Genomic DNA, 26,539 nt, shown 5'->3' with positions numbered 1-26,539 from the left:
AGTCTGGTGACTAAGCAACCGCTTAGTATGGAGGCTGGAGAGGTGCGTCGCTCGCTGTTGGGACCCGACCACGAAGCGTTCCGCGAGAGCGTGCGGGCGTTCGTCGACCGCACCCTCAAGCCCCACCACGACCGGTTCATCGAGCAGCGCCACATCGACCGCGAGGTGTGGCTCGAAGCGGGCCGCCAGGGGCTGCTGGGCCTGGAGGTCCCCGAGGAGCACGGCGGCGGCGGCGCGGGCGACTACCGCTTCAACGCCGTCCTCGGCGAGGAGCTGTCCAAGGTCAGCGCGGCCATGTCCTCGTGCCTGGGCATCCACTACGACGTCGTGGCCCCCTACCTGGTCGACCTGTGCACCGAGGAGCAGAAGCGGCGCTGGCTGCCGCGCTTCTGCTCGGGCGAGCTGGTCACCGCCATCGGCATGACCGAGCCGTCCGGCGGCTCCGACCTCGCCGCGCTCAGGAGCACCGCCGTGCGGCGGGACGGCGACTGGGTCCTCAACGGCTCCAAGACCTTCATCACCAACGGCTTCTCCGCCGACCTCGTCGTGGTCGCCGCCCGCACCGGCCCGGAGAAGAAGGCCCGCGGCATCACCCTGTTCGCCGTCGAGACCGGCATGGCGGGCTTCGAGCGCGGGCGCAAGCTGGACAAGGTCGGCCAGCCCGAGTCCGACACCGCCGAGCTGTTCTTCACCGACGTCCGCGTCCCGGACGGGAACGTGATCGGCGAGGTCGACCAGGGCTTCGTCCACATGATGCAGCGCCTGCCGCAGGAGCGCCTGGGCTCCTCGATCGCGAACCTGGCCCACGCCGGGCAGATCCTGGAGGAGACGATCGCCTACGTCAAGGAGCGCAAGGCGTTCGGCCAGGCCATCGGTTCCTTCCAGCACAACAAGTTCCTGCTGGCCGAGCTGGTCACCAAGATCGACGTGACCCAGGCGTTCGTGGACCGGTGCACCGAGGCGCACACCCGCGGCGAGCTGACGGCCACCGACGCGGCCAAGGCGAAGTACTGGAGCGCCGAGGTCCAGAACGACGTGCTCGACGCCTGCGTGCAGCTGCACGGCGGCTACGGCTACATGACCGAGTACCGCGTGGCCCGCGCCTGGATGGACGCCCGCGTCACCAAGATCTGGGCCGGTTCCAACGAGATCATGAAGGAACTCATCGGCCGCGACCTGGAGCTGTGAGGGCCCGCGGACCGCAGAGCGGAGGAGAGCAGATGCCCGAGGCCGTCGTCGTGGCCACCGCGCGTTCCCCCATCGGCCGCGCCCGCAAGGGGTCGCTGGTCGACCTGCGCCCGGACGACCTGGCCGCCCAGGTGGTCCGGGCGGCCCTGGACCAGGTCCCCGGGCTCGACCCGGCCGGGATCACCGACCTGCACCTGGGCTGCGCCGAACCCCAGGACGAGCACGGCCAGAACGTGGCCCGCCGCGTCGCCGTCCAGCTCGGCCTGGACACCGTGCCCGGCACCACGGTCAACCGGTTCTGCGCCTCGTCGGTGCAGACCGCGCGGATGGCCTTCCACGCGATCAAGGCGGGCGAGGGGCACGCGTTCGTCAGCGCGGGCGTGGAGTGCGTCTCGCGCTACCGCCACGGCGACCCGCACCTCAACCCCCTGTTCGACGCCGCCCGCGCCCGCACCGAGCGCACCGCGGCGGACAACGCGACCTGGCGCGACCCGCGCGAGGACGGCGAACCGCCCGACTACTACATCGCCATGGGGCAGACCGCCGAGAACGTCGCCACGCTGCTCGGCATCGGCCGCCGCGAGCAGGACGAGTTCGCCGTGCGCTCGCAGAACCTGGCGGAGAAGGCCATCGCCGACGGCTTCTACGCGCGCGAGATCACCCCGGTGACCCTGCCCGACGGCACGGTGGTCGACACCGACGACGGCCCGCGCGCCGGCGTCACCCACGACGCGGTCGCCGCGCTCAAGCCCTCGTTCCGTCCACAGGGGACGGTCACGCCCGGCAACTGCTGCCCCCTCAACGACGGCGCGGCCGCCGTGGTCGTCCTGAGCGACACCAGGGCGGCCGAGCTCGGCCTGACCCCGCTGGCGCGCGTCGTCGCCACCGGCGTCTCCGGCCTGAGCCCGGAGGTGATGGGCCTCGGCCCGGTCGACGCCACCCGGCAGGCCCTGGCCCACGCGGGCCTGTCGATCGGCGACATCGACCTGGTCGAGATCAACGAGGCGTTCGCCGTGCAGGTGCTGGCCAGCCAACGCGCGCTCGGCATCGACCCGGACCGGCTCAACGTGCACGGCGGGGCGATCGCGCTCGGCCACCCGTTCGGCGCCACCGGCGCCCGCATCATGACCACCCTGATCAACGGGATGCGCGCCCGTGACGCGCAGTTCGGCCTGGAGACCATGTGCGTCGGCGGCGGGCAGGGCATGGCGATCATCCTGGAAAGGCTCTCCTGATGGGCATCCTCGACCGGTTCCGGCTCGACGGGCAGGTCGCGATCGTCACCGGCGCGTCCTCCGGGCTCGGCGTGGCCTTCGCCAAGGGCCTGGCCGAGGCGGGCGCCGACGTCGTGCTCGCCGCGCGCCGCGCCGACCGGCTCCGGGACACCGCCGCGCTGGTCGAGGGTGCGGGCCGCCGCGCCCTGGTCGTGCCGGCCGACGTGGCGCGGCCCGAGGACTGCCGCGAGGTCGCCCGCGCCGCCGCCGCGTTCGGGCGGGTGTCGGTGCTGGTGAACAACGCGGGCGTCGCCTCGGCCGTGCCCGCCTCGCGCGAGACGCCCGAGCAGTTCCGCGGCGTGGTGGAGGTCAACCTCAACGGCGCGTACTGGATGGCGCAGGCCGCGGCCGCGGTGATGACCGGCGGCGGCTCGATCGTCAACGTCTCCAGCGTGCTGGGCCTGGTCTCCGGCGGCCTGCCGCAGGCGGCCTACTCGGCGTCCAAGGCCGGCCTGCTCGGCCTGACCCGCGACCTGGCCGCGCAGTGGACCGGCCGCAAGGGCATCCGGGTCAACGCGATCGCGCCCGGCTACTTCGCCTCCGAGATGACCGACGACTACCCGGAGGGCTACCTGGACGCGCACCTCGCCCGGCTGCCGCTGGGCCGGATCGGCGACCCGGAGGAGCTGGCCGCGGCCGTGGTGTTCCTGGCCTCGCCGGCGGGCGGCTACACCACCGGCGCGACGTTCGTCGTCGACGGTGGCGTGGCGCTGGGCGGCTGAGCGGTGCCGGCGGCGGGGTCCGGGCGGCCCGGGAGGAGCGCCCGTCCCGCCCATCGCGGTGTTCGGCCGAGCCCCGCGTGCGATGCTTGGACCATGGCATCGGTACCGGAGCGGCTGGTGGAGGCCGCGACGCGGTTGTTCGCCGCCAAGGGTTACGACCGGGTCGCGGTGCAGGAGGTCGTGGACCTGGCCGGCGTCACCAAGGGCGCCATGTACCACTACTTCGGCTCCAAGGACGACCTGCTCTACGAGATCTACGGCAGGCTGCTGCGGATGCAGACCGAGCGGCTGGAGCGGATCGCGGCCGGCCCGGCCCCGGTCGCGGAGCGGCTGCGCGCCGCCGCGGTGGACGTGGTGGTCACCTCGGTGGACAACTTCGACCAGGCGCGCGTGTACTTCCGCTCGGCCGACCACCTGGCCGAGGACAAGCGGCGCGAGATGCGGGTGGAGCGCCGCCGCTACCACGAGCGGTTCCGGGCGCTGGTGGAGGAGGGGCAGCGGACCGGGGTGTTCCGCGCCGACGTGCCAGCGGACCTGATCGTGCACTACTTCTTCGGCTCGGTGCACCACCTGGGACAGTGGTACAGCGCCGACGGACCGCTGTCGGCCGAGCAGGTCGGCCGGCACTTCGCGGACCTGCTGCTCACATCCCTGCGACCCGTCGAGGAGAGCCGGTGACCGACCCCCGGGCCGACCTGCTGCACTACCTGCGCACCGCCCGCGAGACCGTGCTGTGGAAGCTGGAGGGGCTGTCGGAGTACGACGTGCGGCGCCCGCTCACGCCGACCGGCACCAACCTGCTCGGCGTGGTCAAGCACCTGGCGATCGTCGAGACCGGGTACTTCGGCGAGGTGTTCGACCGCCCGTTCCCCGACCCCCTGTCCTACGACGACGACGAGCCCGACTCCGACATGTGGGCGACGGCCGACGAGTCCCGCGAGGACGTGGTCGCCTTCTACCGGCGGGCCTGGGCGCACGCGGACGCCACCGTCGAGGGGCTGGACCTCGACGCGCGGGCCGACGTCCCGTGGTGGGGCGAGGAGCGGCGGCACCCGACGCTGCACCTGGTCCTCGTGCACGTGATCGCCGAGACCAACCGCCACCTCGGCCAGTTCGACGTCCTGCGCGAGCAGCTCGACGGCGCGGTCGGCCACCGCCGCGAGCGGGACAACATGTCGCCCGGCGACGAGGCGGCGCGGGCGGGGTACCGGGCCAGGTTGGAGGACCTGGCCCGGCGGTTCCGCTAGGGGATCGGGCGGGTCAGCGCCGGGTGGTCAGCGCCGGGTGGTCAGCGCCGGGTGGTCAGCGCCGGGTGGTCCGCGTCGGGCGGTCGGCGGCTAGGCGATCAGCAGCGTCACGGTCTCGGCCACGCAGGCGGGTTTGGGGTTGCCGTCGATCTCGACGGTCACCCGCGCCACGGACTGGCTGCCCTGCGCCGCCGCGGTCACCTCGACCAGCTCCACGCCCGCGCGCACCCGCGAGCCGACGACCACGGGGGTGGGGAAGCGGACCTTGTTCAGGCCGTAGTTGACGGCCATCCGCAGGCCCCGCACGGTGTAGACGTCGCGCACCAGCAGGGGGATCAGCGACAGCGTCAGGTACCCGTGCGCGACGGGCGCGCCGAACGGGCCCGCGGCCGCCTTCTCCAGGTCGAGGTGGATCCACTGGTGGTCGCCGGTGGCGTCGGCGAACAGGCCGATCTCCTCCTGGGTGATCTCGTGCCACCCGCCGAAGCCGAGGTGCTCGCCCGCGGCGGCGGCGAACTCGTCGAGGTTCTCGAAGGTCCGCATGGTCCTCAGTCCCTCGGTCCGCCGGCGACGTAGACGACCTGACCGGACACGAACCCGGCCCCCTCGCTCACCAGGAACGAGGCCGTGTGCGCGATGTCCTCGGGCGTGCCCACGCGGTTGACCGGGATGGCGGCCGCCGCGCCCTTCTTGAAGTCCTCGAAGTCGACGCCCACGCGGGCGGCGGTGGCGGCGGTCATGTCGGTGGCGATGAAGCCCGGCGCGATCGCGTTGACCGTGACGCCGAACTTGCCCAGCTCGATCGCCAGCGTCTTGGTGAAGCCCTGGAGGCCGGCCTTGGCGGCGGAGTAGTTCGCCTGGCCCCGGTTGCCCAGCGCGGAGGTGCTCGACAGGTTCACGATCCGGCCCCAGCCCGCCTTGGTCTGGTGCGCCTGCACGGCCCGGCTCATCAGGAACGACCCGCGCAGGTGGACGTTCATCACGACGTCCCAGTCCTCGTCGGTCATCTTGAACAGCAGGTTGTCCCGCAGCACGCCCGCGTTGTTGACCAGCACGGTCGGCGCGCCCAGCTCGTCGGTCACCCGCCGGACCGCCGCCTCGACCCCGGCGCTGTCGCCGACGTCCACGCCCACCGCGAGGGCCGTGCCGCCGGCCGCCCGGATCTTCTCGACGGTCTCGGCGCAGGTGCCCTCGTCGAGGTCCAGCACCGCGACGGCGAGGCCGTCCTCGGCGAGCCGCGTGGCCACGGCGGCGCCGATGCCCCGCGCGGCCCCGGTGACGATCGCCACCCGCTTGTCGGTCTCGGCCACGTCAGTCCTCCTTGATCTGCGATGTACGAGCTTCGTCCCTGGCCCGCCCCGCGAGCACGAGCCGCGGACCCGGGTCGCGGACGCCGCCAACGACCTAAGCAACCGCTTAGTAACCTACCCGGCGGCGTTCCCTTGACGCCAGGGCGGGGCGAGGGAAGCATACCGACTGGTCGGAATGCCAACCAGGGGAGGCGCTGTGGAGTTCGCCGGCAAGGTCGCGCTGGTCACCGGGGGTGCGAACGGGATCGGGGCGGGACTCGCGCGCCGGCTGGCCGCCGGCGGCGCGTCCGTCGTGGTCGCCGACGTGGACGACGAGCGCGGCGCGGCCGTGGCCGACGAGGTCGGCGGCGCGTACACCCGCTGCGACGTCCGCGACCCCGCGGCGTCCGCGGCCGCCGTGGAGCTGGCCGTGTCGCGGTTCGGCGGCCTGGACCTCGCCGTGCTGAACGCGGGCATCGGCACCGGCTTCGGCCTCGGCGACGACTTCGACCCCGGGCGGTACCGCGACGTCATGGGCATCAACCTCGACGGTGTGGTGTACGGCGTCCACGCCGCCCTGCCCGCGCTGCGCGAGCGCGGCGGGCGGATCGTGGCCACCGCCAGCATGGCAGGGCTCATGCCCATGCCGATGGACCCCCTCTACGGGGCCAACAAAGCCGCCGTCGTCGGCCTGGTGCGCGGGCTGGGCCCGCTGCTCGCCGCCGAGGGCGTCACGGTCAACGCGGTCTGCCCGTCGTTCGCCGACACCGGCATCATCTCCGGCTTCAGGGACACCCTGGAGTCGGCCGGGATGCCCGTGCTGGGCGTGGACGACGTGGTCGACGCCTTCGTGTCCGTGTTGCGCTCCGGGCAGCCGGGTGAATGCTGGTTCGTGCAGGCCGGCAGGCCCAGCGCGCCGTTCCGGTTCCCCAACCCGCCCGGTCCGCGCACCGCCTCCGGCGAGCGCGTCACCCTCCGCCACGACGCCCTGACCAACGAGGAGAGCTGAACCACCGTGCGAGCCATCCAGATCACCGAGTTCGGCGGCCCCGAGGTGCTGACCGAGGTCGAGCTGCCCGACCCCGTCGCCGGTCCGGGCGAACTCCTCGTCGAGGTCGACCGCGCGGGCCTGAACTACGCCGACACCCACCAGGCCGAGAACTCGTACCTGGCGAAGATGGAGCTGCCGCTCGTGCCCGGCGGCGAGGTCGTCGGTCGGGTGGGCCCGCGGCGCGTCGTCGCCCTGACCGCCGGCGGCGGCGGGTACGCGCAGAAGGCGGTGGTGCCCGGCGCGACCTCGTTCGACGTGCCGGACGGGGTGGACGACCTGACCGCGCTGAGCATGGTCGTGCAGGGCGCCACGGCGTGGCTGCTGCTGCGCCGGAGCGCCCACCTGGAGCCGGGGGAGAGCGTCGTCGTGCACGCCGCCGCCGGCGGGGTCGGGACGCTGGCCGTGCAGCTGGCCAAGCGGTGGGGCGCGGGGCGGGTCATCGCCACCGCGAGCAGCGAGGAGAAGCGCGAACTGGCGCTGGAGCTGGGCGCGGACGTCGCGGTCGACTCCACCGCGCCGGACATGACCGAGGCGCTGCGCGCGGCCAACGACGGGCGCCGGGTGGACGTCGTGCTGGACATGACCGGCGGCGCGGTGACAGACCAGAGCCTGGCCGCGCTGGCGCCGTTCGGGCGGCTCGCGTTCTACGGCATGGCGAGCAGGCAGCAGCCGACGCCCGTGCCGCCCGGCACGCTGCTGGCGCGCTCCGCGGCGGTGGCGGGCATGTGGCTGCCGCACGCGTTCAGGCTGCCCGGCCGGGTCGTGCACCGGGCCATGACCGAGCTGTTCGACCTGGTCCTGGCCGGTGACCTGCGCGCCGTGCCGGGCGGCGAGTACGGGCTGTCCGAGGTGCGCCGGGCGCACGAGGACCTGCGGGCCCGCCGCACCACCGGCAAGCTGGTGCTGGACCCGTCGCGCTGAGGTCCCGGTCCCGGCGGGGGCCGGCCGGTCGGACCGGCCCCGTCGGTACGTCAGTCCTCGTCGCTGAGCTCGGCCAGGGCCGCCTTGACCTTGGCCAGCTCGGCCTCCAGCTCCTCCATGCGGGTGCGGTGCTGGGCGCGGGCCGTCTCGATGACCTCCTCGATGCCGCCCGCGATGTCGTCGTGCAGCTCCTTGGCCGCCCGCGCCACGGCGGCGGCCGAGATGGACAGGCCCTGCACGACCCGCTTGGTGCCGTGCACCAGGTCGGCCTGCCACTCGCCGTCCGCGGTGCCCGTCACGGTCAGCGTCAGCTCGACCGTGCGGGTCTTCTTCGCGGTCGACTTCGGCCGCTTCGCGGGCTTGGCCTCGGTCTCCTCACCCCTGACCTCGGGCTCCCTGACCTCGGGCTGCTCCTTGGCCTCGGGCTGCTGCTCCTGCGGCACGGGTGCGACCTCCTGCTCCTGCACGGGCGCGGCGGCGGGCGCCGCTGCGTCCACCTTCACTTCCTGTTCTGCGAGCGTGTCCGCCTGCACGATCCTGTGGTTCCTCTCTGCGCATCCGGCTCGACCCGGCGTGATCTTAGAACACCTGTTCGACTTTGGGTCGAGTGCCCCGCACAGCGTAGGGTGTCCGCCTTGTGAGCGTGTGGAGGGACTTCTCCGCTCGTCGGTTCCTGGACCGGTTGAGCGACGAACTCGGTCTCGCGACCGCGCCGGTGCCGGGGGTGCTGGCCGTCGTCGACCAGCACGGCGCGGCGGTGCGCGACATCCTGGCGCACGGCGTGTCGGCCGTGGCGCACGAGGCGGTGCTGCTGGCCGGGTACGCCAGGGGCGTGCTGGACGGCGCGGCGTCGCACGGCTGGCGGCAGCCCGCCCGGGTGGACTGGCCCAACGCGGACTGGACGACGCTGAGGCTGGCGGCGGTGTGCCACCTGGCGCGCCGGGAGCAGCCGGTGCCGGGGGCGTAGCGCCGGCCGGGCGGGTCGGCCGGCGGCCCCTCGCCGGGACCGCCCGCCTTTCCCGTGCCGCGTTCCCGCGCCCGGGACCGCCGCTCACTCACCGGGCGGCAGGCCGACCTCGCGCTCCAGCTCCACCGAGGCCACCCCGGGCACGGCGCCCAGCGCGCCGCCCGCCCCGGCCGCCGGGCCGGGCACCGACCCGGTGACCACGCCCAGCGACTCCAGCACGTCGTCGACCTCCATGCCGGCCTCGCGCAGGGCCGAGACGACGGCCGGCAGGTCCGCCAGCCCGTCGTCGGCGACCGAGACGACCACCCTGTGCCGAAAACCTGCCACGGTCGCCTCCGTCGGTGCCGTCAGGGAGCCTGCACCAATCCTCCACCCACATCCGTGGAAGGCAACCCCAGTCGGCGACCGGACTGCACCAGCCTCGCCCACAGCTCCCAACCGCGGGCGCCGTACCTCTCCGCGATGAGCGCGGCCACGCCCGCCACGTGCGGCGTGGCCATGCTGGTGCCCTGGATGCGCTTGTACATGCCGGCGCCGTCGTCCTTGTTCCACGACGAGTAGACGTCGACACCCGGTCCGACCAGGTCGACCTGGCCGATGGTGTCGACCGTGCCGCAGGAGAACGGCGCGATGGCGCGGTCCACGTCGACGGCGCCGACCGACAGGATCGACGGGCAGTTGGCCGGGTGGCCGACCGGGTTGACCGAACCCGGCCGCCGGCTCTCGTTGCCCGCGGCGGCGATGATGAGCGCGCCCCGGGCCAGGGCGCGGGTGGCGGCCTGCTCGAAGACCTGCGAGTACGGCGTGCCCGGCCGCACGGCCGCGCCCAGCGACATCGAGATGACCGCGCACCCGTTGGAGATGGCCCACTCGATGCCCGCCAGGATGCCGCTGTCCGAGCCGAAGCCCGCGTTGGACAGCACCTTGCCCGCGTAGATCTCGACCTCGTGGGCGACGCCGTAGCCGGGGCCGGCGGCGGGCTTGCGCGGGCCCGCCGCGCTGCCGACGCAGTGCGTGCCGTGGCCGTGCGCGTCGTCGACGGTCTCGCCCTTGATGAACGACTGGGTGACCACCGTGCGGCTCGCGTAGTCGGCGTGCGCGGTGGTGAACCCGGTGTCGAGCACGGCCAGCCGGACTCCCCTGCCGGTGGCCGCGCAGAGGTTGGCGCCCACCGCCTGGAGGCCCCAGGTGAACACGCCCTCGTCGACCGCGGCGGCGGGTTCCCCGGTGGTCGTGTAAGCCTGCACGACGCGCTCGGCCTCGACCACGCTGATCGGGCCGGACGACTCGGCGGCCCGGGAGAGCCGCGCGACCTGCTCCGGCGTCGCGTCGACCACCGCGACGCCCAGGTCCTGGAAGATCATGCCGTCCGCGGCGGCGAGGTCCGCCGCCGTGGGGTGGTCCGCGGTGCTGGCCGCGGAGATGCCGGCGACCCGGTTCATCTCGACCGCGCCGGCCGCGACCGACCTGTCCTCCAGGAGCACCAGGTAGCGCCCCGTGGTCTCGGTACCCGTTGGCTGTGACATGACGACCCCCTCCGGGGTGTGGCGGCTGTCAGGTGTAACCCCGGACCACGCCCGCGCTCAAGCACCCGTACGGGTTGGACCTGCGCGGGCGTGGTCCGCACGCCGTGGTGGAGGGGCCGGCCGGCCGGTGGATACAGGTCAGGCCGGGGTCGGTTCAGCCTCACGCTTTCGGGTGAAGTTCGCCAGGGGCTCGACCACGCGGGCCGCCACCGGGCCCAGCACCGCCATGAGCAGCACGTACGCCGTGGCCAGCGCCGCCAGCCGCCCGTCCACGGCGCCGGAGGCCACCGTGAGCGAGGCGATGACGATGGAGAACTCGCCGCGCGCCACCAGCGCCGCGCCCGCCCGCGCCCGGCCCATCCGGCCGATGCCCTGCCACCTCGCGGCCCACCAGCCGGTCGCGACCTTGGTCGCCGTGGTCACCACCGCCAGCGCCACCGCCAGCCCCAGCACCGGCGGGATCGACGCCGGGTCGGTGTTGAGGCCGAACACCACGAAGAACATCGCCGCGAACAGGTCCCGCAGCGGCTCCAGCATCCGGGTGGCGTTCTCCGCCGTGGACCCGGAGATCGCGATGCCCAGCAGGAACGCGCCGACCGCCGCCGACACCTGGAGCTGCGAGGCCAGGCCCGCCACCAGCAGCGCCGCGCCCAGCACCTTGAGCAGGAACACCTCGGGGTCGGGGCTGTCCACCAGCGCCGACACGTACCGGCCGAACTTCAGCGCGATCACCAGCACCACCGTGATCGCGGCCAGCGAGATGCCCACCGCGGTCATCCCGCCCACGAAGCTGACGCCCGCCAGCACCGCGGTCAGGATCGGCAGGTAGACCGCCATCGCCAGGTCCTCGAACACCAGCACGGACAGCACCACCGGGGTCTCCCGGTTGCCCAGCCGGCCGAGGTCCCCGAGCACCTTGGCGATGATCCCGGACGAGGAGATGTAGGTGACGCCGCCCATCGCGAGCGCGCCGACCGGGCCCCAGCCCAGCACCAGCGCGGCGATCACGCCGGGCGTCGCGTTGAGCACGATGTCCAGGACGCCGGCCATCCACGACCGCTTCAGGCCGGTCATCAGCTCGGCCGCCGAGTACTCCAGGCCGAGCAGGAGCAGCAGGAGGACCACGCCGATCTCGCTGGAGAGGTGCGCGAACTCCTCGATGCCGTGCAGGGGGATCAGACCGCCCTCGCCGAACGCGAGGCCGCCGATCAGGTAGAGCGGGATCGGTGAGATGCCGATCCGCCACGCCATCTTGCCGAGCAGGCCCAGCCCGAAGAAGACCGCGCCGAGCTGGATGAGCGCGATTGCTGTGCTGTGCAAGGTGCTCAGCCACCGCCCAGCAGTTCGCCGGCGGCCGCCAGGCCCTCCGCGGTGCCCACGACCACGACCTGGTCGCCGCCCGCGAAGACGAAGTCCGGGCGCGGCGAGGGGTGCACGCCGTTCGCGCGCACCACGGCCACGATCGACGCGCCGGTGCGGGTGCGCAGCTCGGTCTCGGACAGCGGGCTGCCGTCGAACCGGGAGCCGGGCACGACCGGGAACTGCTGCGTGGAGATGCCCGCGACGTCGCGGTGCTGCTCCTGGAGGTGCGCGACCAGCTGCGGACCGCCGAGCAGGCCCGCCAGGGTGGCGGCCTCCGCGGAGGTCATCGCTATGGACGCCATGCAGTCGTCCGGGTCGTCCTTCCGGGAGACGATCAGCTCGAACTTGCCGTCGCGGTGGGTGATGACACCCATGCGTCGGCCGGCGCGGATCATGAAGTCCTGCCGGGTGCCGATCCCCGGAAGCGGCGTCACCTCGACGTTCACGAGCGGGAGTCTAGTCGGATGGTCGTACGGGTTGGTCCGGTTCGCCGGGGTTGGGTGGTGCGGGACCGGGTGCCGGGTCCCGACGTGGACGAGTTCGCCGAACCCGAGCGGGTCGTCGCGGCGCTGGCCCGCGCCCGTCCCGGCACCCTGCTGGCCGTGCAGCACCCGCACCGCACCCCCCGGGCGCTGGCTGAGGGGCTGTCGCTGGTGGACGCGCTGCCGCGGGCGCTGGCCGACCTGGCGCGCCTGCGCGCCACCGCCTACCGCGAGGTGCGCGACGTGGTGGCCCCCTACCGGGTGGACGGCCCGGACGGCACCGCCTACGGCCTGCTGTGCGTGGCGGACCCGGCCGCGGTCGGCCACACCGAGGACGTCTACCCCGAGGTGGTCGCCGAGCGGGCCCGCGTGCTGGCCGGCCTGGGGTGCGCGACCAGCGCGGCGCTGCTGGTGCCCGTGGGGCGGGAGGTGTCGCTGACCCGGCTGGTGGCCGAGGTGGACGACGAGCCCGCCGCCTCGGTGGTCGACCCGGGCGGGCGGCGGCACCGGCTGTGGCTCGTCGGGCCGGGCGAGCGGCAGGACGCGCTGCTGGCCGCCGCGGGCGAACACCCGCTGATGGTCGCCGACGGCAACCACCGGGTGGCCGCCGCGGCCGGCACGCCCGGCCTGCTGGCGCTGGTCACGGCGGGACCGGACCTGCGCGTGGGCCCCATCCACCGGGCCGTGGCGGAGGCCGTGCTGGCGGTGGCCGCCGCGGCGGCGGCGCGGCGGGCGCGCGGGCTGGCCGTGGCGCCGGCGCCACGGGACGCCCGCCCGTCGCCGGGGGTGGTGGTCGCGGTCGGCCGGGACGGCGCGGTGGCCGTGTCGCTGCCGCCCGGCGGGGTGGACCACGCGGCCGTGGAGTCGGTGCTGCTGGCCGGGGCGCTGGGGCTCGGCGCCCCGCGCGTGCGGCCGGTCACCGACGAGGTCGTGCCGGGCGCGGACTTCGTCGTGCTGATCGCCCCGGTGCCGCTGGGCGACGTGCTCGCCGTGCACGCGGCCGGGGGGCGGATGCCGCGCAAGAGCACCTACTTCACGCCGAAGCCGCGCAGCGGCCTGCTGCTGGCGGACCTGGGACGACCCGGGTTCGGGTGTGACCGCCCGCACCGGGCACAATTGCGGGGTTGACGACCGCAGTCGCGTTGAGGAGGACAACCCGTGGCACACGGTGAGCTGCGTGGCGTGGTGGCCCTCGACGGGCCGTCCGGCACCGGCAAATCCTCCGTCGCGCGCCGGCTCGCGGCCGGCCTCGGCGCGCGCTACCTGGACACCGGCGCGATGTACCGCGCGGTGACCCTGGCCGTGCTGCGCGCCGGCGTCGACCCGGCCGACACCGACCGCGCCACCGAGGTCGCCCGCGCCGCCGGGGTGGTCCAGGGCACCGGCCCCGACCGCTCCACCACGCACCTGGACGGCGAGGACGTCGGCGCCGAGATCCGCGGCCCCGAGGTCACCCTCGCGGTGTCGGCGGTCTCGGCCGTCCCCGAGGTGCGCGCGCTCGTGGTCGCCCAGCAGCAGCGGATCATCGCCGACGCCCTCGACGAGGTCGGCGGCATCGTGGTCGAGGGCCGCGACATCGGCACCGTCGTCGCGCCCGACGCCCCGCTCAAGGTCTACATCACCGCCGACGCCGAGGCCCGCGCCCGCCGCCGCGCCAAGCAGGACGCCGCGTCCGGCCGCCAGGTCGACCTGGGCGCCACGCTGGCCGACGTCCAGCGCCGCGACGCCCACGACTCCTCGCGCGCGGTGTCGCCGCTGCGCGCCGCCGCGGACGCGGTCGTGCTCGACACCACCGACCTCGACCTGCCGGGCGTGCTCGCGGCGCTGCTGGAGCTGGTGTCCGACCGCGGCCTGCTCGCCCAGCCGAGCGGACGGGTGCGCGGGTGACCGACCAGCTCCCCGACGGGGCGCTGCCCCGGCTGCACGACCTCGGCCGGTGGATCGCGCGCGGGCCGTTCCGCACCCCGTTCCGGGTGCGCGTGCACGGCGGCGGGCGGGTGCCGACCAGCGGGCCGGTGGTCGTGGTGGCCAACCACAGCTCCATGGTCGACGGGCCGATCCTGTTCGGCGTGGTGCCCCGCCGCATGGTGTTCCTGATCAAGCAGGAGATGTTCAAGGGCGTGGCGGGCACGCTGCTGCGGTGGATCGGCCAGCTGCCGGTGCGCCGCGGCGAACCCGACCGGGCGCCGCTGCTGGCGGCGCAGGGGGTGCTGCGGGACGGCGGCCTGGTGGCCGTGTTCCCCGAGGGCACCCGCGGCGCGGGCGACGTGGCCGAGGCCCAGCGGGGCGCGGCCTGGCTCGCCCGCTCGACCGGCGCGGTCGTCGTGCCCGTCGCGGTCCGCGGCACCCTGCGCCCGCCCGGGACCCGCAGGAGGTTCCGGCCCCTGGTGGACGTGCTCGTGGGCGAGCCGTTCGAGCTGCCCGACGACCGCGGTCGGCAGGCGCTCGTGAAGGCCACCGAGCAGGTCCGCGACCGCTTGGCCACCCTGGTGGCCGAGCTCGACAGCCAACGAGGAGAAGCACGATGACGGACTTGGACGGCACCTGGGCGGACGAGTCCGACTGGACCGCGTTCGACGACGAGACCGGCGAGGAGGGCTCCGCGGCGCCGCCGCAGCCCGTGCTGGCCGTGGTCGGCCGGCCGAACGTCGGCAAGTCCACCCTGGTCAACCGCATCATCGGCCGCCGCGAGGCGGTCGTGCAGGACGTGCCGGGCGTGACCCGAGACCGGGTCGCCTACGACGCGCTGTGGAACGGCCGCAAGTTCACCGTGGTCGACACCGGCGGCTGGGAGCCCGACGCCACCGGCATGATGGCCTCGGTCGCGGCCCAGGCCGAGCTGGCCATGTCCACCGCCGACGCGATCCTGTTCGTGGTCGACGCGACGGTGGGCGCGACCACCAACGACGAGGCCGCGGTCAAGCTGCTGCGCCGCTCCAAGCGGCCCGTGCTGCTGGTCGCGAACAAGGTCGACGACGAGCGCGTCATGGGCGACGTGGCCGCGCTGTGGTCGCTGGGGCTCGGCGAGCCGATCCCGGTGTCCGGCCTGCACGGCCGCGGCTCCGGCGACATGCTCGACCGGATCCTGGGCGCCCTGCCCGAGACGCCGCGCGACACGTTCGAGGCCCAGCGCGGCGGCCCCCGCCGGGTGGCGCTGGTCGGCCGGCCCAACGTCGGCAAGTCGTCCCTGCTCAACCGCCTCACCGGCGAGAACAGGTCGGTCGTCGACGCCACCGCCGGCACCACCGTCGACCCGGTCGACTCCCTGGTCGAGCTCGACGGCGACGTGTGGCGGTTCGTCGACACCGCCGGGCTGCGCAAGAGGGTGAACTTCGCCTCCGGCGCCGAGTACTACGCGTCGCTGCGCACCAAGGCCGCGATCGAGTCCGCCGAGGTGGCGGTCGTGCTGCTCGACGCGGCCGAGCCGCTGAGCGAGCAGGACCTGCGGGTGCTGAGCATGGTGGTCGACTCGGGGCGCGCGTGCGTGCTGGCGTTCAACAAGTGGGACCTCGTCGACGAGGACCGGCGCAACGCAATGGTGCGCGAGCTGGAGCGGGGCCTGGTCCGGGTGCCGTGGGCGGAGCGCGTGAACATCTCGGCCCTGACCGGCCGCTCCGTGCAGAAGCTCGCGCCGGCCCTGCGCACGGCGCTGGACTCGTGGGACACCCGGGTGTCCACCGGGCGGCTGAACGCCTGGCTGAACGACCTCATCGCGGCCACCCCGCCGCCCGTGCGCAGCGGCAAGCAGCCCAAGGTCCTGTTCGCCACCCAGGCGGCCACCCGCCCGCCCACGTTCGTGCTGTTCACGAGCGGTTTCCTGGAGGCCGGGTACCGGCGGTTCATCGAGCGCAAGCTGCGCGAGGAGTTCGGGTTCCGGGGCAGCCCGGTCCGCGTGTCGGTGCGGGTGCGGGAGAAGCGCGCCAGGAAGTGACCTGTTGCCCCGGCGGGCCGGATGCGGTTGCCTGGCGACGTGCCGGTGCGACTGGTCCTCGCCGATGACGAAGCGCTGCTGCGCCGGGGCCTCAGGGTGCTGCTCGAAGCGGACGGCCGCGTCGAGGTGGTGGCGGAGGCCGCGGACGGCGCGGAACTGCTGGACGTCGTCCGGCGGCACCGACCGGACGTGGCCCTGGTCGACGTCCAGATGCCGGGCGTCGACGGCCTGGCCGCGCTGCGCGAACTGCTGACCTGGTCCGACCCGCCCGCGCTGGCCGTGCTCACCACGTTCGACCTGGACGACTACGTGGCCGAGGCGCTGGAGCTCGGCGCGCAGGGCTTCCTGCTCAAGGACGCGGAACCCGACGCCCTGGTGCGCGCGGTGCTCGACCTGGCCGCCGGGGGAGCCGTGCTGGACCCCCGGATCACCGTCCGCCTGCTGCCCAGGCTCAGGGGAAGACCGCGCGAGAACCCCCAGCTCGACGGCCTGAGCGCCCGTGAGCGCCAGGTCCTGGCGCTGGTGGCCGGTGGCCGACCCAACAGCGCCATCGCGGCCGGGCTGGGCCTCAGCGAGGCCACCGTCAAGAGCTACGTCTCCACGATCCTGACCAAGCTCGGCGTGGAGAACCGCGTGCAGGCGGCGCTGGTGGCCCACCAGGTGAACGCGTGGTGATCCTGCTGGAGCTGCTGGTGGTGGTCGTGCCCGCCGCCATGGTCCTGATGGCCGGCGAGGTGCCCTTCACCTGGTCCGTCCCCGCCGCCCTGCTCGCCTGCCTGGCCCTGCCCCTGCGCCGCCTCAACCCGTCCCTGGCCGCCCTGCCCTGCCTGCCCGCGCTGGTCGGCGGCCTGGGCTGGCCGCCCACCGTGGTCGCGCTGTACCGGGTGGGCAGCAGGTCCAGCCCGCCGGTCATGATCGCCTGGGTGGCCGCGGCCACCGCCGTCCCCGCCACGTTCGTCGTGGCGCACGAGTCCCTGGCCCCCAACCAGGCGTTCCTGACCTTCGCCTTCGCCCTGTTCATGGCCGGGGCCCCCACCGCACTCGGCGCCCTGATCACCACCAGGAGGCGCCTGACCGCCAGCCTCGCCGAGGCATCCCGGGCGAGGACGGCGGAGCTGGAGGCGCGCGAGGAGGGCGCCAAGGCGTCCGAACGAGCGCGGATAGCGAGGGAGATCCACGACGCGGTGGGCCACCACGCCACCCTGATCGCCGTCGAGTCCGCGGCCCTGGCCGCCACGACGGACGACCGGGGGACCCGGGACACGGCCCTGCGCCTGCGGGCCCTGGCCAAGGAGTCGCTGGCCGAGATGCGGGCGGCACTCGGCCTGTTGAACACCGAACCGATCCCCGGCTACGACGGCATACCCCACCTGGTCGACAGAGCACGGGCGGCGGGCCTGACCGTTGCCTACGAGGACCGGACCACCGGCGCCCCACCACCCGCCACCGGCCGAGCGGCCTACCGGGTAGTCCAGGAGGCCCTCACCAACGTCACCAAGCACGCCCCGGGAGCCCCCACCGAGGTGAACCTCACCCCGCGCGGCAACCACCTGACCGTCACCGTGACCAACGGGCCGCCGACCAGCGCCCCGTCCCAGCCCTCGTCCCCCGGCGGCCACGGCCTCCACGGCCTGGAGGAACGCGTGGCGCTGGCCGGGGGCACCCTGATCACGAGACGCGCGAGCGGCGGCTTCACGGTGGAGGCGACCCTGCCCGTGGGTCCACCCGCCGGCACGAACGACTCGACTTTTGGCGGTGGTGCGCACAAGCGGGCGACCGCATAGTGAGGGACGTCGACTCCCGGGGGAGCGGCTGGATCGAGGGGACACGGGGCCTGCCTGGTTGCGGGTCTCCGTCATAACCGCAGCTAGACGCCTTACGCGACCGTGGTCGGGGGGTCGTGTCGGGTGCCCGTTGGGGGTGCGCTAAGCTATGCGCGCACCCCACAGCGGGGGTGTGGCCGGGACGTGGCGCAGTTTGGTAGCGCACTTGACTGGGGGTCAAGGGGTCGCAGGTTCAAATCCTGTCGTCCCGACGGTCGAGAGAAGCCCCGTTGATCTAGGCGTCAAGCCTGGTCAACGGGGCTTCTTCGTGCACTCGATTCGATCTTGAAGGGATTGTTCGCAGTGGTCGAGTGCATGAACCTCATATCGAGTGCGGCCCTCGGGTGCCGACTCTCGCGTCGCTGACGGACCTGCGTGAGCGAATCCGCGCAGGCTTGCACATTGTTCCGAACGGGTGTTCGATTTCAGGGCTTGGGTGCGGTTCCGCGGATCGTGGCTGGAACCTGGTACCTGAGGTGGGCAAGCGTCGGCGTGCTAAGGAAGGATCATGCCGTGCAGACTGCTCCCCGCGTCGCCTCGACCCTCCTGAAGAGGGTTGAACGATGACCTACCCAGCGCACACGACGGGAGCGACGTCAGGCACCGCGTTCACCCTGCCCGACAGGGATACGAAGTCGACGAAGGTGCGGATCTTCGGCACCTCGGCGACGATCGTCCACCGCACTGATCACGCCGAACATGGTCGTCGACGCAGTCACGGGCTTGGCTGTCTCGACTCGATGGAGTTGCTCGACGTTCTCATGGGGTTGCCTTCTGGGGAAGCGGTGCCCCTTTCCGTGGTTGGTCCGTCGAGTCTTCGCGTGCTCCGGCGGGCGCCTAGCGGAGTGGTGAACTTCACGCGCCGCTCGGTGACCCGGCTTGTCGTTCCCGCCATGGTCCCCCTGCTCGCCGTCGTGTACGCCTCACACTGGCGTGACGGTTTGGTGCGTGCGTCCGAGTTCGCGGCCTACTGTCCACGGATGTTCGTCGCCCGAGAGCTTCCCGAGAATGCTGACGAGGTTCTCGCCGAGGCATCGTGGTACGGCGTCGGCGTCGCGGTAGGCCCGCGGTCCGCGCCGATGGTGGTGCTGGAACCGGAAGCTCTGTCCGAGTGGCGTCCGACCGTGGCGTGGTGGCGCTTCTGCGAGCGCGTCTACCGTCACTCGCTCGACCGCTGACACTCACGGTTGGTCGGTCGGCCAGAGCGGCAGCTCGGCCCAGACCTCCAAGGGCTTTTGCGGCTTGAGCGGCTTCGCCAGTTTCAGCTGGGTGGGGATGAGCTTGTGGTTGCCGAGCGCGTTGCGGCAGACGTTCTGCCAGTACTGGGCGCGCTGACGCAGCGTCGGCGCGTCCAGCATGTCCGCCGCATACCCCGACCAGACGGCCACGGCGTGCGCCATGGCCTCGTTCTTGTCGGTCCGCCGGAGGAACCTCGTCAGACGCCGCCCGGCGCAGACTTCGCAAGGGCAGCGTGGAGCCAGGTGCTCCTTCGCGCCGAACAGCTCAGCCAGCTTGTTGCCCTTCCACCAACACATGAGCTCGGGGATCAGGACGCTCGGTGAAGGATCCTGTTTGAACGCCATGGACTTCTGCGGCGGCTCGACGGTGTGCCGGACGGATCCGCCGGTGCCGATGGCGCCGGCGAAGGCACCGTGGGCGACCAGGTCGAACGCGTTGAAGTCCGTTCGCATCGGCATGAGCTCGATCGTCGCGGCGAGCATCCTGAGGTTCGGGATGATGCGTGCCGCGGCGTGCGCGAGCGGGTCGAACTGCTTGCCGAGCACGAGCGCGACCGGGCAGCCGATGTCGGCCAGGATCGCTGTCGTCTGGCGGATGAATTTCCGGTCGAGGAAGGATATGTCCAGTGGTGCCACGAAGATCACGTCGTTGCGCCGCAGGAGTTTCACCTGCCGTGCCGCTGCCTTGAGCGAGTCGGTGTCGCCTGCGGTGATGAACTTGGTGGGGGTGAGCGCCGTCGGTGCACCCGCCATCAACTGCTGGTCGAGCATGTCCTCGAGGCTCGTCGGGAGCAGTTGGTCCTCGGGGGACCAGAAAGGCGCGTCCACTGTCGCGACGTGCTTCTCGTATGCGGCGGGATCGGCCAGGACGATGCCTTCGAATCCGTCTTCGGCGAGCAACTTCATGCGGCCGTTCGTCTTGGCGCCGGCGATGACGAACCCGCTGCGTTCCAGGTTGACGTGCGGCCGCAGCGCGGGTACCTGATCCGGGCGCGCGTAGATCAGCAGGCGATTGAGCAGTACCCCGACACTGCCGGCCGGGCGCTTCGGCGAGGGGAAATCGGCGAGCTGCGCGAGCGGGCTCGCCGGGCCGTCCTTCGACGGGGAGGCGCTCCCGTCGTGGAGATCAGTCATCGTCTGCCCCCAACACATCGTCGCCGAGCATTGCCCGAAGGCTCTCGGTGGTCGTTCCCGCCTTCGCGGCCGCGGCGTCAACGCCGCCGGTTGACCGGACTGCGGCGGCCACGAGGGCGGGCACCACCGCCGGCACCTCGTCCGGCAGCGGCTCAGGTTCTCCGGTCTTCCAGCCGAGCGCGGACATCTGGGTGTTGAGCGTGCGGTACCGAGAGTCAGTGATCACGGCCAAGTCGACCGCGCGGCGCAGCAGCGCGGCCGCTGACATGCGCCACTGCGCCTTCAGTTGCAACAACCGGGCTGGAGTGATAGGCATGGCGCGGAGATCGCCTCGCACCTGGGCTGCCGGTGCGAGCAGTTCGCTGGCGAACGCCTGAGCCATCTCCTCGACGTCCAAATCCGGCGTAGGAGCGCACGCGATGTGACCCAACTCGTGAGCCAGGGTGAACCGTTGACGCTCGGCGGGCGCGTCGGTATTGACAACGAACACCGGCGCCTCCCCCGGAGGATGCAGGCTGGTCGCGTCCACCTCGCGTCCGCCCAGTGACATCGGCACCACCAGCGCACCCACCTGCTCGGCGACCGCGGTCACGGAGTCGATTGGTCCGTCCGGCAGGTCGAGCGTGCGCCTCAGTGCGCGTGCCGCGTCCTCCGGGCCGTCGATGCCGCCGACGCGCATCGGAACGAGCGTGAACTCCCGCAGGGGCACGGTGGAGTCGACCGCGAGTCTCCGAAGGTGGAGGCGCAGCAGGTTGATCCGGGCATGCAGCCGCCGCAGTGCCGATGCCTTCGTCGACGCGCGGTTGCGGTGGTAGAGGCACCCTTCGCCCAGCGACCACAGCTTCGCATCGCTGACAAGGAAGTCAGGGGTCACATCCAAGGCTTTCGCGAACAACTCGAGCCGCTCGCCGGCGACCGTCAGCGAACCCCTCTCAGCGCGGGAGACGTAGCCCTGGCTGATCTCCGGCTCAGCCTTCGCCAGCCGGGTCAACTCCTCAGCCAGCCGCTTCTGCGTCCACCCAAGTGCCTCACGTGCAGCGATCAGCAGATCGGGGTTGGCGTCACCGGCCACGAAGCCGTTCATGCAAGCAAAGATACGTTGGATTATTCCGACTGTCCACAGGCTGTTCGTGGCGGGTGCCGCCAAGCCGTGGTTCTCCGACTGTGGGGTGAGTCGATGTCGCGCGGCATGCGTCGCCGATCGGTGCGCTACCTGAAGTAGTCAATGTTATACGCAAAGTAGCATTACCTCGGTCGGGTCCTGTGGAGAAGCAAAGGCTGGTACCGGGCTTCCGGCCTGCTGCGGCCACCTGGGATCGCCTTGTTTTGTCGGACCCTCGGCGTAGTGTGCAGCGTCATGGCGAAGGGAGTCGCGCCAATGAGCGGTCACACTGGCGTACGAGTGGATCCGCCGTGTCTGCATATGTGGCTATACGCCTAGGGTACGGTTCCGCCTTCGTCGGTGCCCTCATGGATCGGTGTAGCTCGTTCCACTCCTTCCGCCCCTGAGAAAGGGAGATCAGCAGTTGGCAGCCCACCGTCGTCGCGGGAAGACGGAATCGTCTGAGCGGGAAGTTCAGGGTGGCACCCCCCTGGGTGGCGCCGAGGTCGTCTCCAACTCCGTGCGCAACGTCATGGGCAATGTCCTTCAGGCCAGGGATGTCACCGTTCACGGTGACCTGATCATGTCCGAAGGGCTGGAGGGTAAGCGGCGTTCCTCCCTGAACGAGTGGGAAGCGCTTGGAAGGACCGTCGAGCGGCATCGTCGTCGCAACAGGGCAACCCGACCGCGGTTCATGGCTGTGCACCCAGCGGTGCAGAACCTCGTAGGGTGGCTGGCCACGGACTCGCGCCAGGTGCTTGTTGTTCACGGGAGGGCAGGTTCGGGTAAGAGCAGCATCTTGGCCGATGCCGTGACGGAACTTATCGAAGCTGGGTGGACGGCCGCAGTGGTCCGCATGGACGCGATCAAGCAAGTCTCCTCCTCAGCCGAGGAACTGGGCGGCTCCTGTGGCCTGCCGGATTCTCCGGTCGTGGTGGTTGACGAAACCGCCGGTGATGCCCGGCGCGTGGTCGTGGTCGACCAGTTGGACGCGGTCAGTACCTACAGCGGTCGGATGCCGGACAGCTATGACGCGGTAGCCGAAATGCTGGAGGAGGCGGAGCGGCATCCGCGTGTGAAGCTCGTGCTCGTGGTCAGAACGGTCGACCTCGAAGCCGATCCACGCATGCGGTGGCTGTTGTCTGATGAGTCGCGGGTCGGCAGCATGGAGATCGTCGGCCTTGAAACGACCGCTGTGAAGGACGCCCTTCAAGCCGGTGGTGTCGATGTGGCGTCGATCCAGCCTTCTACCTTGGAACTGTTGCGTCTGCCGCTGCACCTCGCCGTGTTCAGCAGGCTGTCGTCCGAATCCCAGCGTTTGACGTATCGGACGTTGCCTGACCTGTACGAGCAGTTCACCACCCAGACCCGGCAAGCGGTCGAGATGGAGCTGGGCAGCTTGAACTGGGCTGCGATCACCAGCACGCTCATGTCGTACATGAGCGACAACGAAGTCCTTCAAGTACCTACAGCGGTACTCGACGAGGTGCCTCGCCGGCAGGTATCGGCGCTGGCGTCCGCAGGCGTTCTTCTGGACGACACGGTCACCATCAGCTTCTGCCACGAGACCTACTTCGACTTCGTGTTCGCCAGGGCCTTCGTCGCTCAGGGCGAGAACCTGCACCGGTTCCTGGTGCGGTCCGGCCAGCACCTGTTCCGCCGAGCGCAGACTCGCCAGGTGCTGGAACACCTCGCCGGTACCGACCGGCGAGCCTTTCGCGCGACGGTCGGCGAGCTGCTGACCAGCACCACCGTCCGGTCGCACCTCTTGGACGTGGTCGTCGGCGTGCTGGGTGGGCTCGATGCCGATAGTGACGATTGGTCGGAGCTGGAACCACTGGCGTTCGGTGATTGCCGGCGGAACGGGAAGCTGACCGCGCTGTTGTCCTCCGCGCGGTGGTTCGACGCGGCGGACCGGGCAGATCGCTGGGAGATGATGCTCCGCGATCCCGACAAGGTCGGTGCGGCCAACCAGTTGGTCATCGCGGCCAGGGAACGGCCGGAGCGCGTCGCCGAACTCGTCCGTCCTCACATCGGTACCTCGCCGGAGTGGAACAACCGGCTGAGGTCGATGGTCGAATGGTCCCTCACCCCTGGACTGGTGGACCTCACGGTGGAACTGGTCGAGCACGGCTTGCTCGACCACGCCCGTGGGCCCATCGCGACCAACAGCGACTTCTGGAGCATCCTCTACGGCCTCAAGGACGACGAGCCGTGTGGAGCCGCGCGTATCATCGGTGCGTACCTGCGCCGTGCACAGGTGCGAGCCCAGGAGGACGGCAGCCACGACCCGTTCGCCTCGGGACATCTCAATGACAGCTCTAGTGGCGGCGGGGAATCCACGATAGCCGAGATCGCCGAGGCCGCACCGGAGCAGTTCCTTATCGAAGTCCTTCCGTTCCTGGTCGACGTCATCAAGGCCACCGGCTTCCGGGACGATCCGGAAGCCTTGTTCACCAGCCCTCGATGGAGCTATCGCGTCATCGAGGTCAACCCGCAGATCGACGACGCCCTGTTCACCGGTGTCGAAAAAGCGTTGCGCGCCACCGCCTCCCGCATGGTGACCGCAGACGACAACGTGATCAGGGCACTCGCCGGCAGCAACCTGGAGGCGTTGCGCTTCCTGGCCTGCCGGGCATACACCGCCGGTGCGGAACAATCCGCCGACGAGGCAGTCGACTGGCTGCTGTCCGACCCTCGCAACCTTCGCCTGGGCTGGAGCGACAGTCCTCGATGGGCCACCCGTCAGCTCATCGAAGCCGCTTCACGCCACTGCGACGACGACCACTTGACCGCATTGTGCCGGATGCTGCTCCAGTACTACCCGCCGTGGGAGACCGCGGTACAGGGCCGCTCCGCGCACGGCTACAGCCAGTACCAGTTGCTCACCGCGATCGCCGGAGAGCGACTGCTCCCGGACTGCGCACGCCGCATCGCGGAACTCGAACGCCGCTTCCCCCAGGACCCACCCGCAGCGCCCACGCCGCTGATGGCGCACTTCGTCGGACCGCCCGTGCCCGAGAAGGCATCCCGGTTCATGACCGACCAGGACTGGCTGCGGGCCATCGAGAAGTACCGCGACAACACCAGGAACTACTCCACGACTGCGCCGGTCGGCGGAGTTCTGGAGCTGGCCCGGATGCTCGGTCGCACGGCTCAGACTGAGCCGGAGCGCTTCGCCCGCCTGTCCCTGACCTTCGACGCCGACGTCCCCGCCCACCACATCGTCCACGTCGTCGAAGCGGTCGCCGGCAAGATCCCCACCCCGCTGCTGTCCGAACTCTGCGCCCACGCCCATCAGGTTGCGGGCCCGGCGGCAGGCCGTGCCGTATGCCGTGCGGTCCGAGCAAATCTGGGCGACATCGACGAAGTTTTGCTGGGCCTTCTGGAGCGCTACTCCCAGGACGGCGATCCTGAGCACGAGACAGCACGTACCGCGTCGCAATCCGGCCAGTGGTACTACAACGGTGATCTCCACAGCGCGGGCATGAACTGCACTAGAGGCGCAGTCGCCGAAGCGATCGGCCAGGTGCTCTTCGCCCGACCCGAGTTCTGTGACCGCCTGCTGCCCACAGTGGCCCGATTGGCCAACGACCCGATCATGGCCGTCCGCACGCAGACCACCGGGGCTGTTCTAGCCCTGTTCAACACCCACATCGATGAAGCATTGGACCTTGCAGACCAACTGCTCAGCGAACCAAAGATCGACATTTTCGATTCCCACCCGGCTACCAGGCTGCTGACCTACGCGACACTCCGCGACCCACAGCGGTTCGCCGGACACCTCGCGCGCGCACTGGCGGGACCGGACACAGTCGCCGAACGGGCGGGCCACGTCTGGGCCAACGCACTCGGTAGGAATCGTCTCGACTCCTCCATCCCCACAGATCCGGACATGCTCGCCGTCGCCGCCCGACGAGGTGCTGCGACCACCATGGCCAGCGCTCCCGAGATCAGACCCGATCTCGTGACACGCTTCTTCAACGACAGTGACCCAACCGTCCGCGAGGCCGCAGCTGCTGCCGTCACCTCACTCGACCGAACCGACGCAGCCACCACGCAGGCCCTGGTCTCGGCATTCACCACGAGCCCGGCTTTCGCCGAGCACTTCGACAACCTTTTCCGCGCCTTGGAAGACAGCCTGGCGCTACTCCCCGAAGCGATCCTCGATGCCTGCGACCGAGCTATCGGCATCGCCGGAGGAGATCTGGGCGACATGCGGACCGCAACCGCCGCAGTCAGCCATGACATGGTCACCATCGTGCTCAGGCTCTACCGCCAGAGCCGTGACGATATCCGCAGCCGATGTCTGGACGTCATCGACCGGATGTCCGACCTCAACGCCTCCGGGCTGTCCGGAGACTTCGTCTGGGAGCGCTAGCTTCCAGAAACTGGTCCTGATGACCCTCATCTGTGACCGCTTGGACGAAACAGTTCATCTGCGCCGTGACCAGTGGGTTCCAGAAGCTGGCCACACCTCTTGACCTGCACTTCAGGCCGCCGCAGGATCGTTGATCATGCTGACGGGGAAGTCTGGCGTCGCACCGGCCTAGTTCACCCCGCATCGATGGCGATTCGAGACCTCAAGGAGAATGTGGGAGCGAACTGCGGGAGCAAGACGGGAGGCGTTGCATGCGGTTCAACAGTGTTGAACCGCATGCAACGCCTCCCGGTAGCCGCGTTTCCTGTGCGATTCTGTTTCTGCGGTGGCGGGATCGACGCGTTCGCGTTCCGGGAAGATGCGATGAGTACGATCGGCCGAGTCGGGATCATGCCGTCCATGTCGGTCCCGAGGCGGGTCGATGAAGATCTGCGTGACCTCTTCCCGGCAGTCCACCCTGGACCTCTGGGCCAGGCTGCTCCCCGCGTCGACGGCAATCGGGTTCGTCAATGGGGGCGGCCGGTCGGTCCGGGCCGACGTGCTCGTGATGTCCGGTGTCTGGGCCTTTGACCGCTACGGCGGCCGCCCGGACAGGGAGGCGGCGCACATCCTGCCGAACGCGCGGGGCGACGGTTTGCCGGAGTGGATCGTCGTCCCACCGTTCCGCCCGGTCGTCGAACGGGACGGGGAGTTCGTCACCAGGGAGGACTTCGCAGAGGTCAGTCCTGCCCACTATGCGGTCCTCCGGTCCCTCCAGGCGGTGAGGGAGGAGTTCGGGGACTCGGTCACCGTGGTGCTCGACCTGTCGTTGCTCGGGATGGACGATCCGAACGACGAGTCGACCCCGGCCTCGGTAGCCCGGGCGATCGAGGATTTCCTGGCCGGGTGAGGTCTCGCATCA

The 26,539-nt window shown here is 71.4% G+C and carries 26 protein-coding genes and 1 tRNA gene; 18 read left to right on the top strand and 9 right to left on the bottom strand.

The annotated features are described in order from the left end of the window. Positions 1–42: 42 nt before the first annotated feature. From ACFP3R_RS30410 to ACFP3R_RS30390, 5 genes are all read left to right on the top strand, one after another. Positions 43–1,188, top strand: a complete 1,146-nt coding sequence (locus tag ACFP3R_RS30410; protein ID WP_380640973.1) for an acyl-CoA dehydrogenase family protein — start codon at positions 43–45, stop codon at positions 1,186–1,188. A gap of 32 nt (positions 1,189–1,220) precedes the next feature. Further along, positions 1,221–2,423 carry an acetyl-CoA C-acetyltransferase gene (locus ACFP3R_RS30405; protein ID WP_380640971.1) on the top strand — a complete coding sequence of 401 codons (1,203 nt, stop codon included), beginning with the start codon at positions 1,221–1,223 and terminating at the stop codon, positions 2,421–2,423. Next, positions 2,423–3,184: an SDR family NAD(P)-dependent oxidoreductase gene (locus ACFP3R_RS30400; RefSeq protein WP_380640969.1), complete on the top strand. Its 762-nt coding sequence runs from the start codon at positions 2,423–2,425 to the stop codon at positions 3,182–3,184. Before ACFP3R_RS30405 ends, ACFP3R_RS30400 begins: the two co-directional genes overlap by 1 nt. A gap of 93 nt (positions 3,185–3,277) precedes the next feature. Continuing rightward, on the top strand, positions 3,278–3,862 hold the full coding sequence (locus tag ACFP3R_RS30395; protein WP_380640967.1) for a TetR/AcrR family transcriptional regulator: 585 nt from the start codon (positions 3,278–3,280) through the stop codon (positions 3,860–3,862). Beyond that, positions 3,859–4,431 (top strand): DinB family protein, encoded by a 573-nt coding sequence (locus ACFP3R_RS30390; RefSeq protein ID WP_380640966.1) that lies wholly within the window; start codon positions 3,859–3,861, stop codon positions 4,429–4,431. Before ACFP3R_RS30395 ends, ACFP3R_RS30390 begins: the two co-directional genes overlap by 4 nt. Before the next feature lie 90 nt (positions 4,432–4,521). Here ACFP3R_RS30390 and ACFP3R_RS30385 read toward each other — a convergent pair whose 3' ends face one another. After that, positions 4,522–4,974, bottom strand: a complete 453-nt coding sequence (locus ACFP3R_RS30385) for a MaoC family dehydratase (protein WP_380640964.1) — start codon at positions 4,972–4,974, stop codon at positions 4,522–4,524. 5 nt (positions 4,975–4,979) lie between these two features. Continuing rightward, positions 4,980–5,741, bottom strand: coding sequence for a 3-oxoacyl-ACP reductase FabG (fabG, locus tag ACFP3R_RS30380; RefSeq protein ID WP_380640962.1), 762 nt, complete (start codon positions 5,739–5,741; stop codon positions 4,980–4,982). 196 nt (positions 5,742–5,937) lie between these two features. On the opposite strand from fabG, the gene ACFP3R_RS30375 reads away from it, so the two are divergent. After that, a complete protein-coding gene (locus ACFP3R_RS30375) occupies positions 5,938–6,729 on the top strand; it encodes an SDR family NAD(P)-dependent oxidoreductase (protein WP_380640961.1) in 792 nt (263 codons plus the stop codon). Positions 6,730–6,735: 6 nt separating this feature from the next. Beyond that, positions 6,736–7,692: a quinone oxidoreductase family protein gene (locus ACFP3R_RS30370; RefSeq protein ID WP_380640960.1), complete on the top strand. Its 957-nt coding sequence runs from the start codon at positions 6,736–6,738 to the stop codon at positions 7,690–7,692. 50 nt (positions 7,693–7,742) lie between these two features. On the opposite strand, the gene ACFP3R_RS30365 is transcribed toward ACFP3R_RS30370, so the two are convergent. Further along, the gene (locus tag ACFP3R_RS30365; protein WP_380640959.1) at positions 7,743–8,189 is read right to left on the bottom strand and encodes a DUF6319 family protein; all 447 of its coding nucleotides are present in this window, start codon (positions 8,187–8,189) and stop codon (positions 7,743–7,745) included. Positions 8,190–8,329: 140 nt separating this feature from the next. Here ACFP3R_RS30365 and ACFP3R_RS30360 point away from each other — a divergent pair, with 140 nt between their 5' ends. Next, positions 8,330–8,659, top strand: coding sequence for a DUF6401 family natural product biosynthesis protein (locus ACFP3R_RS30360; RefSeq protein WP_380640957.1), 330 nt, complete (start codon positions 8,330–8,332; stop codon positions 8,657–8,659). An 84-nt stretch (positions 8,660–8,743) separates the two neighbouring features. Here the strand turns inward: ACFP3R_RS30360 and ACFP3R_RS30355 are convergent, their stop codons facing one another. The 4 genes from ACFP3R_RS30355 to ACFP3R_RS30340 form a co-directional block, all read right to left on the bottom strand. Next, positions 8,744–8,986: a hypothetical protein gene (locus ACFP3R_RS30355; RefSeq protein WP_380640955.1), complete on the bottom strand. Its 243-nt coding sequence runs from the start codon at positions 8,984–8,986 to the stop codon at positions 8,744–8,746. 20 nt (positions 8,987–9,006) lie between these two features. Continuing rightward, on the bottom strand, positions 9,007–10,185 hold the full coding sequence (locus tag ACFP3R_RS30350; RefSeq protein ID WP_380640954.1) for a S8 family serine peptidase: 1,179 nt from the start codon (positions 10,183–10,185) through the stop codon (positions 9,007–9,009). A 138-nt stretch (positions 10,186–10,323) separates the two neighbouring features. Continuing rightward, on the bottom strand, positions 10,324–11,505 hold the full coding sequence (locus ACFP3R_RS30345; RefSeq protein WP_380640952.1) for a cation:proton antiporter: 1,182 nt from the start codon (positions 11,503–11,505) through the stop codon (positions 10,324–10,326). A gap of 5 nt (positions 11,506–11,510) precedes the next feature. Beyond that, positions 11,511–11,993: a cation:proton antiporter regulatory subunit gene (locus tag ACFP3R_RS30340; protein ID WP_380640950.1), complete on the bottom strand. Its 483-nt coding sequence runs from the start codon at positions 11,991–11,993 to the stop codon at positions 11,511–11,513. 18 nt (positions 11,994–12,011) lie between these two features. On the opposite strand from ACFP3R_RS30340, the gene ACFP3R_RS30335 reads away from it, so the two are divergent. The 8 genes from ACFP3R_RS30335 (at position 12,012) to ACFP3R_RS30300 (ending at position 18,961) form a co-directional block, all read left to right on the top strand. Next, positions 12,012–13,157 (top strand): DUF1015 family protein, encoded by a 1,146-nt coding sequence (locus ACFP3R_RS30335; protein ID WP_380640948.1) that lies wholly within the window; start codon positions 12,012–12,014, stop codon positions 13,155–13,157. A gap of 30 nt (positions 13,158–13,187) precedes the next feature. After that, the gene (gene cmk, locus ACFP3R_RS30330) at positions 13,188–13,916 is read left to right on the top strand and encodes a (d)CMP kinase (RefSeq protein ID WP_380640946.1); all 729 of its coding nucleotides are present in this window, start codon (positions 13,188–13,190) and stop codon (positions 13,914–13,916) included. Next, entirely contained in the window at positions 13,913–14,557 is a 645-nt protein-coding gene (locus tag ACFP3R_RS30325) for a lysophospholipid acyltransferase family protein (protein ID WP_380640944.1), read from the top strand. Before cmk ends, ACFP3R_RS30325 begins: the two co-directional genes overlap by 4 nt. Further along, positions 14,554–15,960 carry a ribosome biogenesis GTPase Der gene (gene der / locus ACFP3R_RS30320; RefSeq protein ID WP_380640942.1) on the top strand — a complete coding sequence of 469 codons (1,407 nt, stop codon included), beginning with the start codon at positions 14,554–14,556 and terminating at the stop codon, positions 15,958–15,960. The genes ACFP3R_RS30325 and der overlap by 4 nt, the downstream gene beginning before the upstream one ends. Before the next feature lie 21 nt (positions 15,961–15,981). After that, positions 15,982–16,635 carry a response regulator gene (locus tag ACFP3R_RS30315; RefSeq protein WP_380640940.1) on the top strand — a complete coding sequence of 218 codons (654 nt, stop codon included), beginning with the start codon at positions 15,982–15,984 and terminating at the stop codon, positions 16,633–16,635. Continuing rightward, the gene (locus ACFP3R_RS30310; RefSeq protein WP_380640938.1) at positions 16,629–17,744 is read left to right on the top strand and encodes a sensor histidine kinase; all 1,116 of its coding nucleotides are present in this window, start codon (positions 16,629–16,631) and stop codon (positions 17,742–17,744) included. Before ACFP3R_RS30315 ends, ACFP3R_RS30310 begins: the two co-directional genes overlap by 7 nt. Positions 17,745–17,921: 177 nt before the next feature. Beyond that, a tRNA-Pro gene (locus ACFP3R_RS30305) sits at positions 17,922–17,995 on the top strand. A gap of 351 nt (positions 17,996–18,346) precedes the next feature. Next, complete coding sequence (locus ACFP3R_RS30300) at positions 18,347–18,961, top strand: hypothetical protein (protein ID WP_380640936.1); 615 nt, start codon at positions 18,347–18,349, stop codon at positions 18,959–18,961. A gap of 3 nt (positions 18,962–18,964) precedes the next feature. Here ACFP3R_RS30300 and ACFP3R_RS30295 read toward each other — a convergent pair whose 3' ends face one another. Further along, the gene (locus ACFP3R_RS30295) at positions 18,965–20,155 is read right to left on the bottom strand and encodes a hypothetical protein (protein WP_380640934.1); all 1,191 of its coding nucleotides are present in this window, start codon (positions 20,153–20,155) and stop codon (positions 18,965–18,967) included. Next, positions 20,148–21,239 (bottom strand): helix-turn-helix domain-containing protein, encoded by a 1,092-nt coding sequence (locus tag ACFP3R_RS30290; protein ID WP_380640932.1) that lies wholly within the window; start codon positions 21,237–21,239, stop codon positions 20,148–20,150. Before ACFP3R_RS30290 ends, ACFP3R_RS30295 begins: the two co-directional genes overlap by 8 nt. Before the next feature lie 538 nt (positions 21,240–21,777). Here ACFP3R_RS30290 and ACFP3R_RS30285 point away from each other — a divergent pair. Then, complete coding sequence (locus ACFP3R_RS30285; protein ID WP_380640930.1) at positions 21,778–25,638, top strand: nSTAND1 domain-containing NTPase; 3,861 nt, start codon at positions 21,778–21,780, stop codon at positions 25,636–25,638. A 421-nt stretch (positions 25,639–26,059) separates the two neighbouring features. Further along, complete coding sequence (locus ACFP3R_RS30280) at positions 26,060–26,527, top strand: hypothetical protein (protein ID WP_380640928.1); 468 nt, start codon at positions 26,060–26,062, stop codon at positions 26,525–26,527. The last annotated feature ends 12 nt before the right edge of the window (positions 26,528–26,539 follow it).

Origin of the sequence: Saccharothrix lopnurensis (genome assembly GCF_042658445.1) — a bacterium.
GTDB lineage: Bacteria > Actinomycetota > Actinomycetes > Mycobacteriales > Pseudonocardiaceae > Actinosynnema > Actinosynnema lopnurensis.
Note: the sequence above shows the minus strand (reverse complement) of the source record. Positions and strands in the feature narration are given on the sequence as shown.

Bases quoted from the DNA above. Each gene is read 5' to 3' on its own strand.
- ACFP3R_RS30315 (WP_380640940.1), top strand. From the start codon at position 15,982: ATGCGGTTGCCTGGCGACGTGCCGGTGCGACTGGTCCTCGCCGATGAC.
- ACFP3R_RS30300 (WP_380640936.1), top strand. From the start codon at position 18,347: ATGACCTACCCAGCGCACACGACGGGAGCGACGTCAGGCACCGCGTTC.
- ACFP3R_RS30295 (WP_380640934.1), bottom strand. From the start codon at position 20,155: ATGACTGATCTCCACGACGGGAGCGCCTCCCCGTCGAAGGACGGCCCG.
- ACFP3R_RS30280 (WP_380640928.1), top strand. From the start codon at position 26,060: ATGAAGATCTGCGTGACCTCTTCCCGGCAGTCCACCCTGGACCTCTGG.
- ACFP3R_RS30350 (WP_380640954.1), bottom strand. From the start codon at position 10,185: ATGTCACAGCCAACGGGTACCGAGACCACGGGGCGCTACCTGGTGCTC.
- ACFP3R_RS30335 (WP_380640948.1), top strand. From the start codon at position 12,012: ATGGTCGTACGGGTTGGTCCGGTTCGCCGGGGTTGGGTGGTGCGGGAC.
- der (WP_380640942.1), top strand. From the start codon at position 14,554: ATGACGGACTTGGACGGCACCTGGGCGGACGAGTCCGACTGGACCGCG.
- ACFP3R_RS30395 (WP_380640967.1), top strand. From the start codon at position 3,278: ATGGCATCGGTACCGGAGCGGCTGGTGGAGGCCGCGACGCGGTTGTTC.
- ACFP3R_RS30385 (WP_380640964.1), bottom strand. From the start codon at position 4,974: ATGCGGACCTTCGAGAACCTCGACGAGTTCGCCGCCGCCGCGGGCGAG.
- ACFP3R_RS30400 (WP_380640969.1), top strand. From the start codon at position 2,423: ATGGGCATCCTCGACCGGTTCCGGCTCGACGGGCAGGTCGCGATCGTC.
- ACFP3R_RS30405 (WP_380640971.1), top strand. From the start codon at position 1,221: ATGCCCGAGGCCGTCGTCGTGGCCACCGCGCGTTCCCCCATCGGCCGC.
- ACFP3R_RS30290 (WP_380640932.1), bottom strand. From the start codon at position 21,239: ATGAACGGCTTCGTGGCCGGTGACGCCAACCCCGATCTGCTGATCGCT.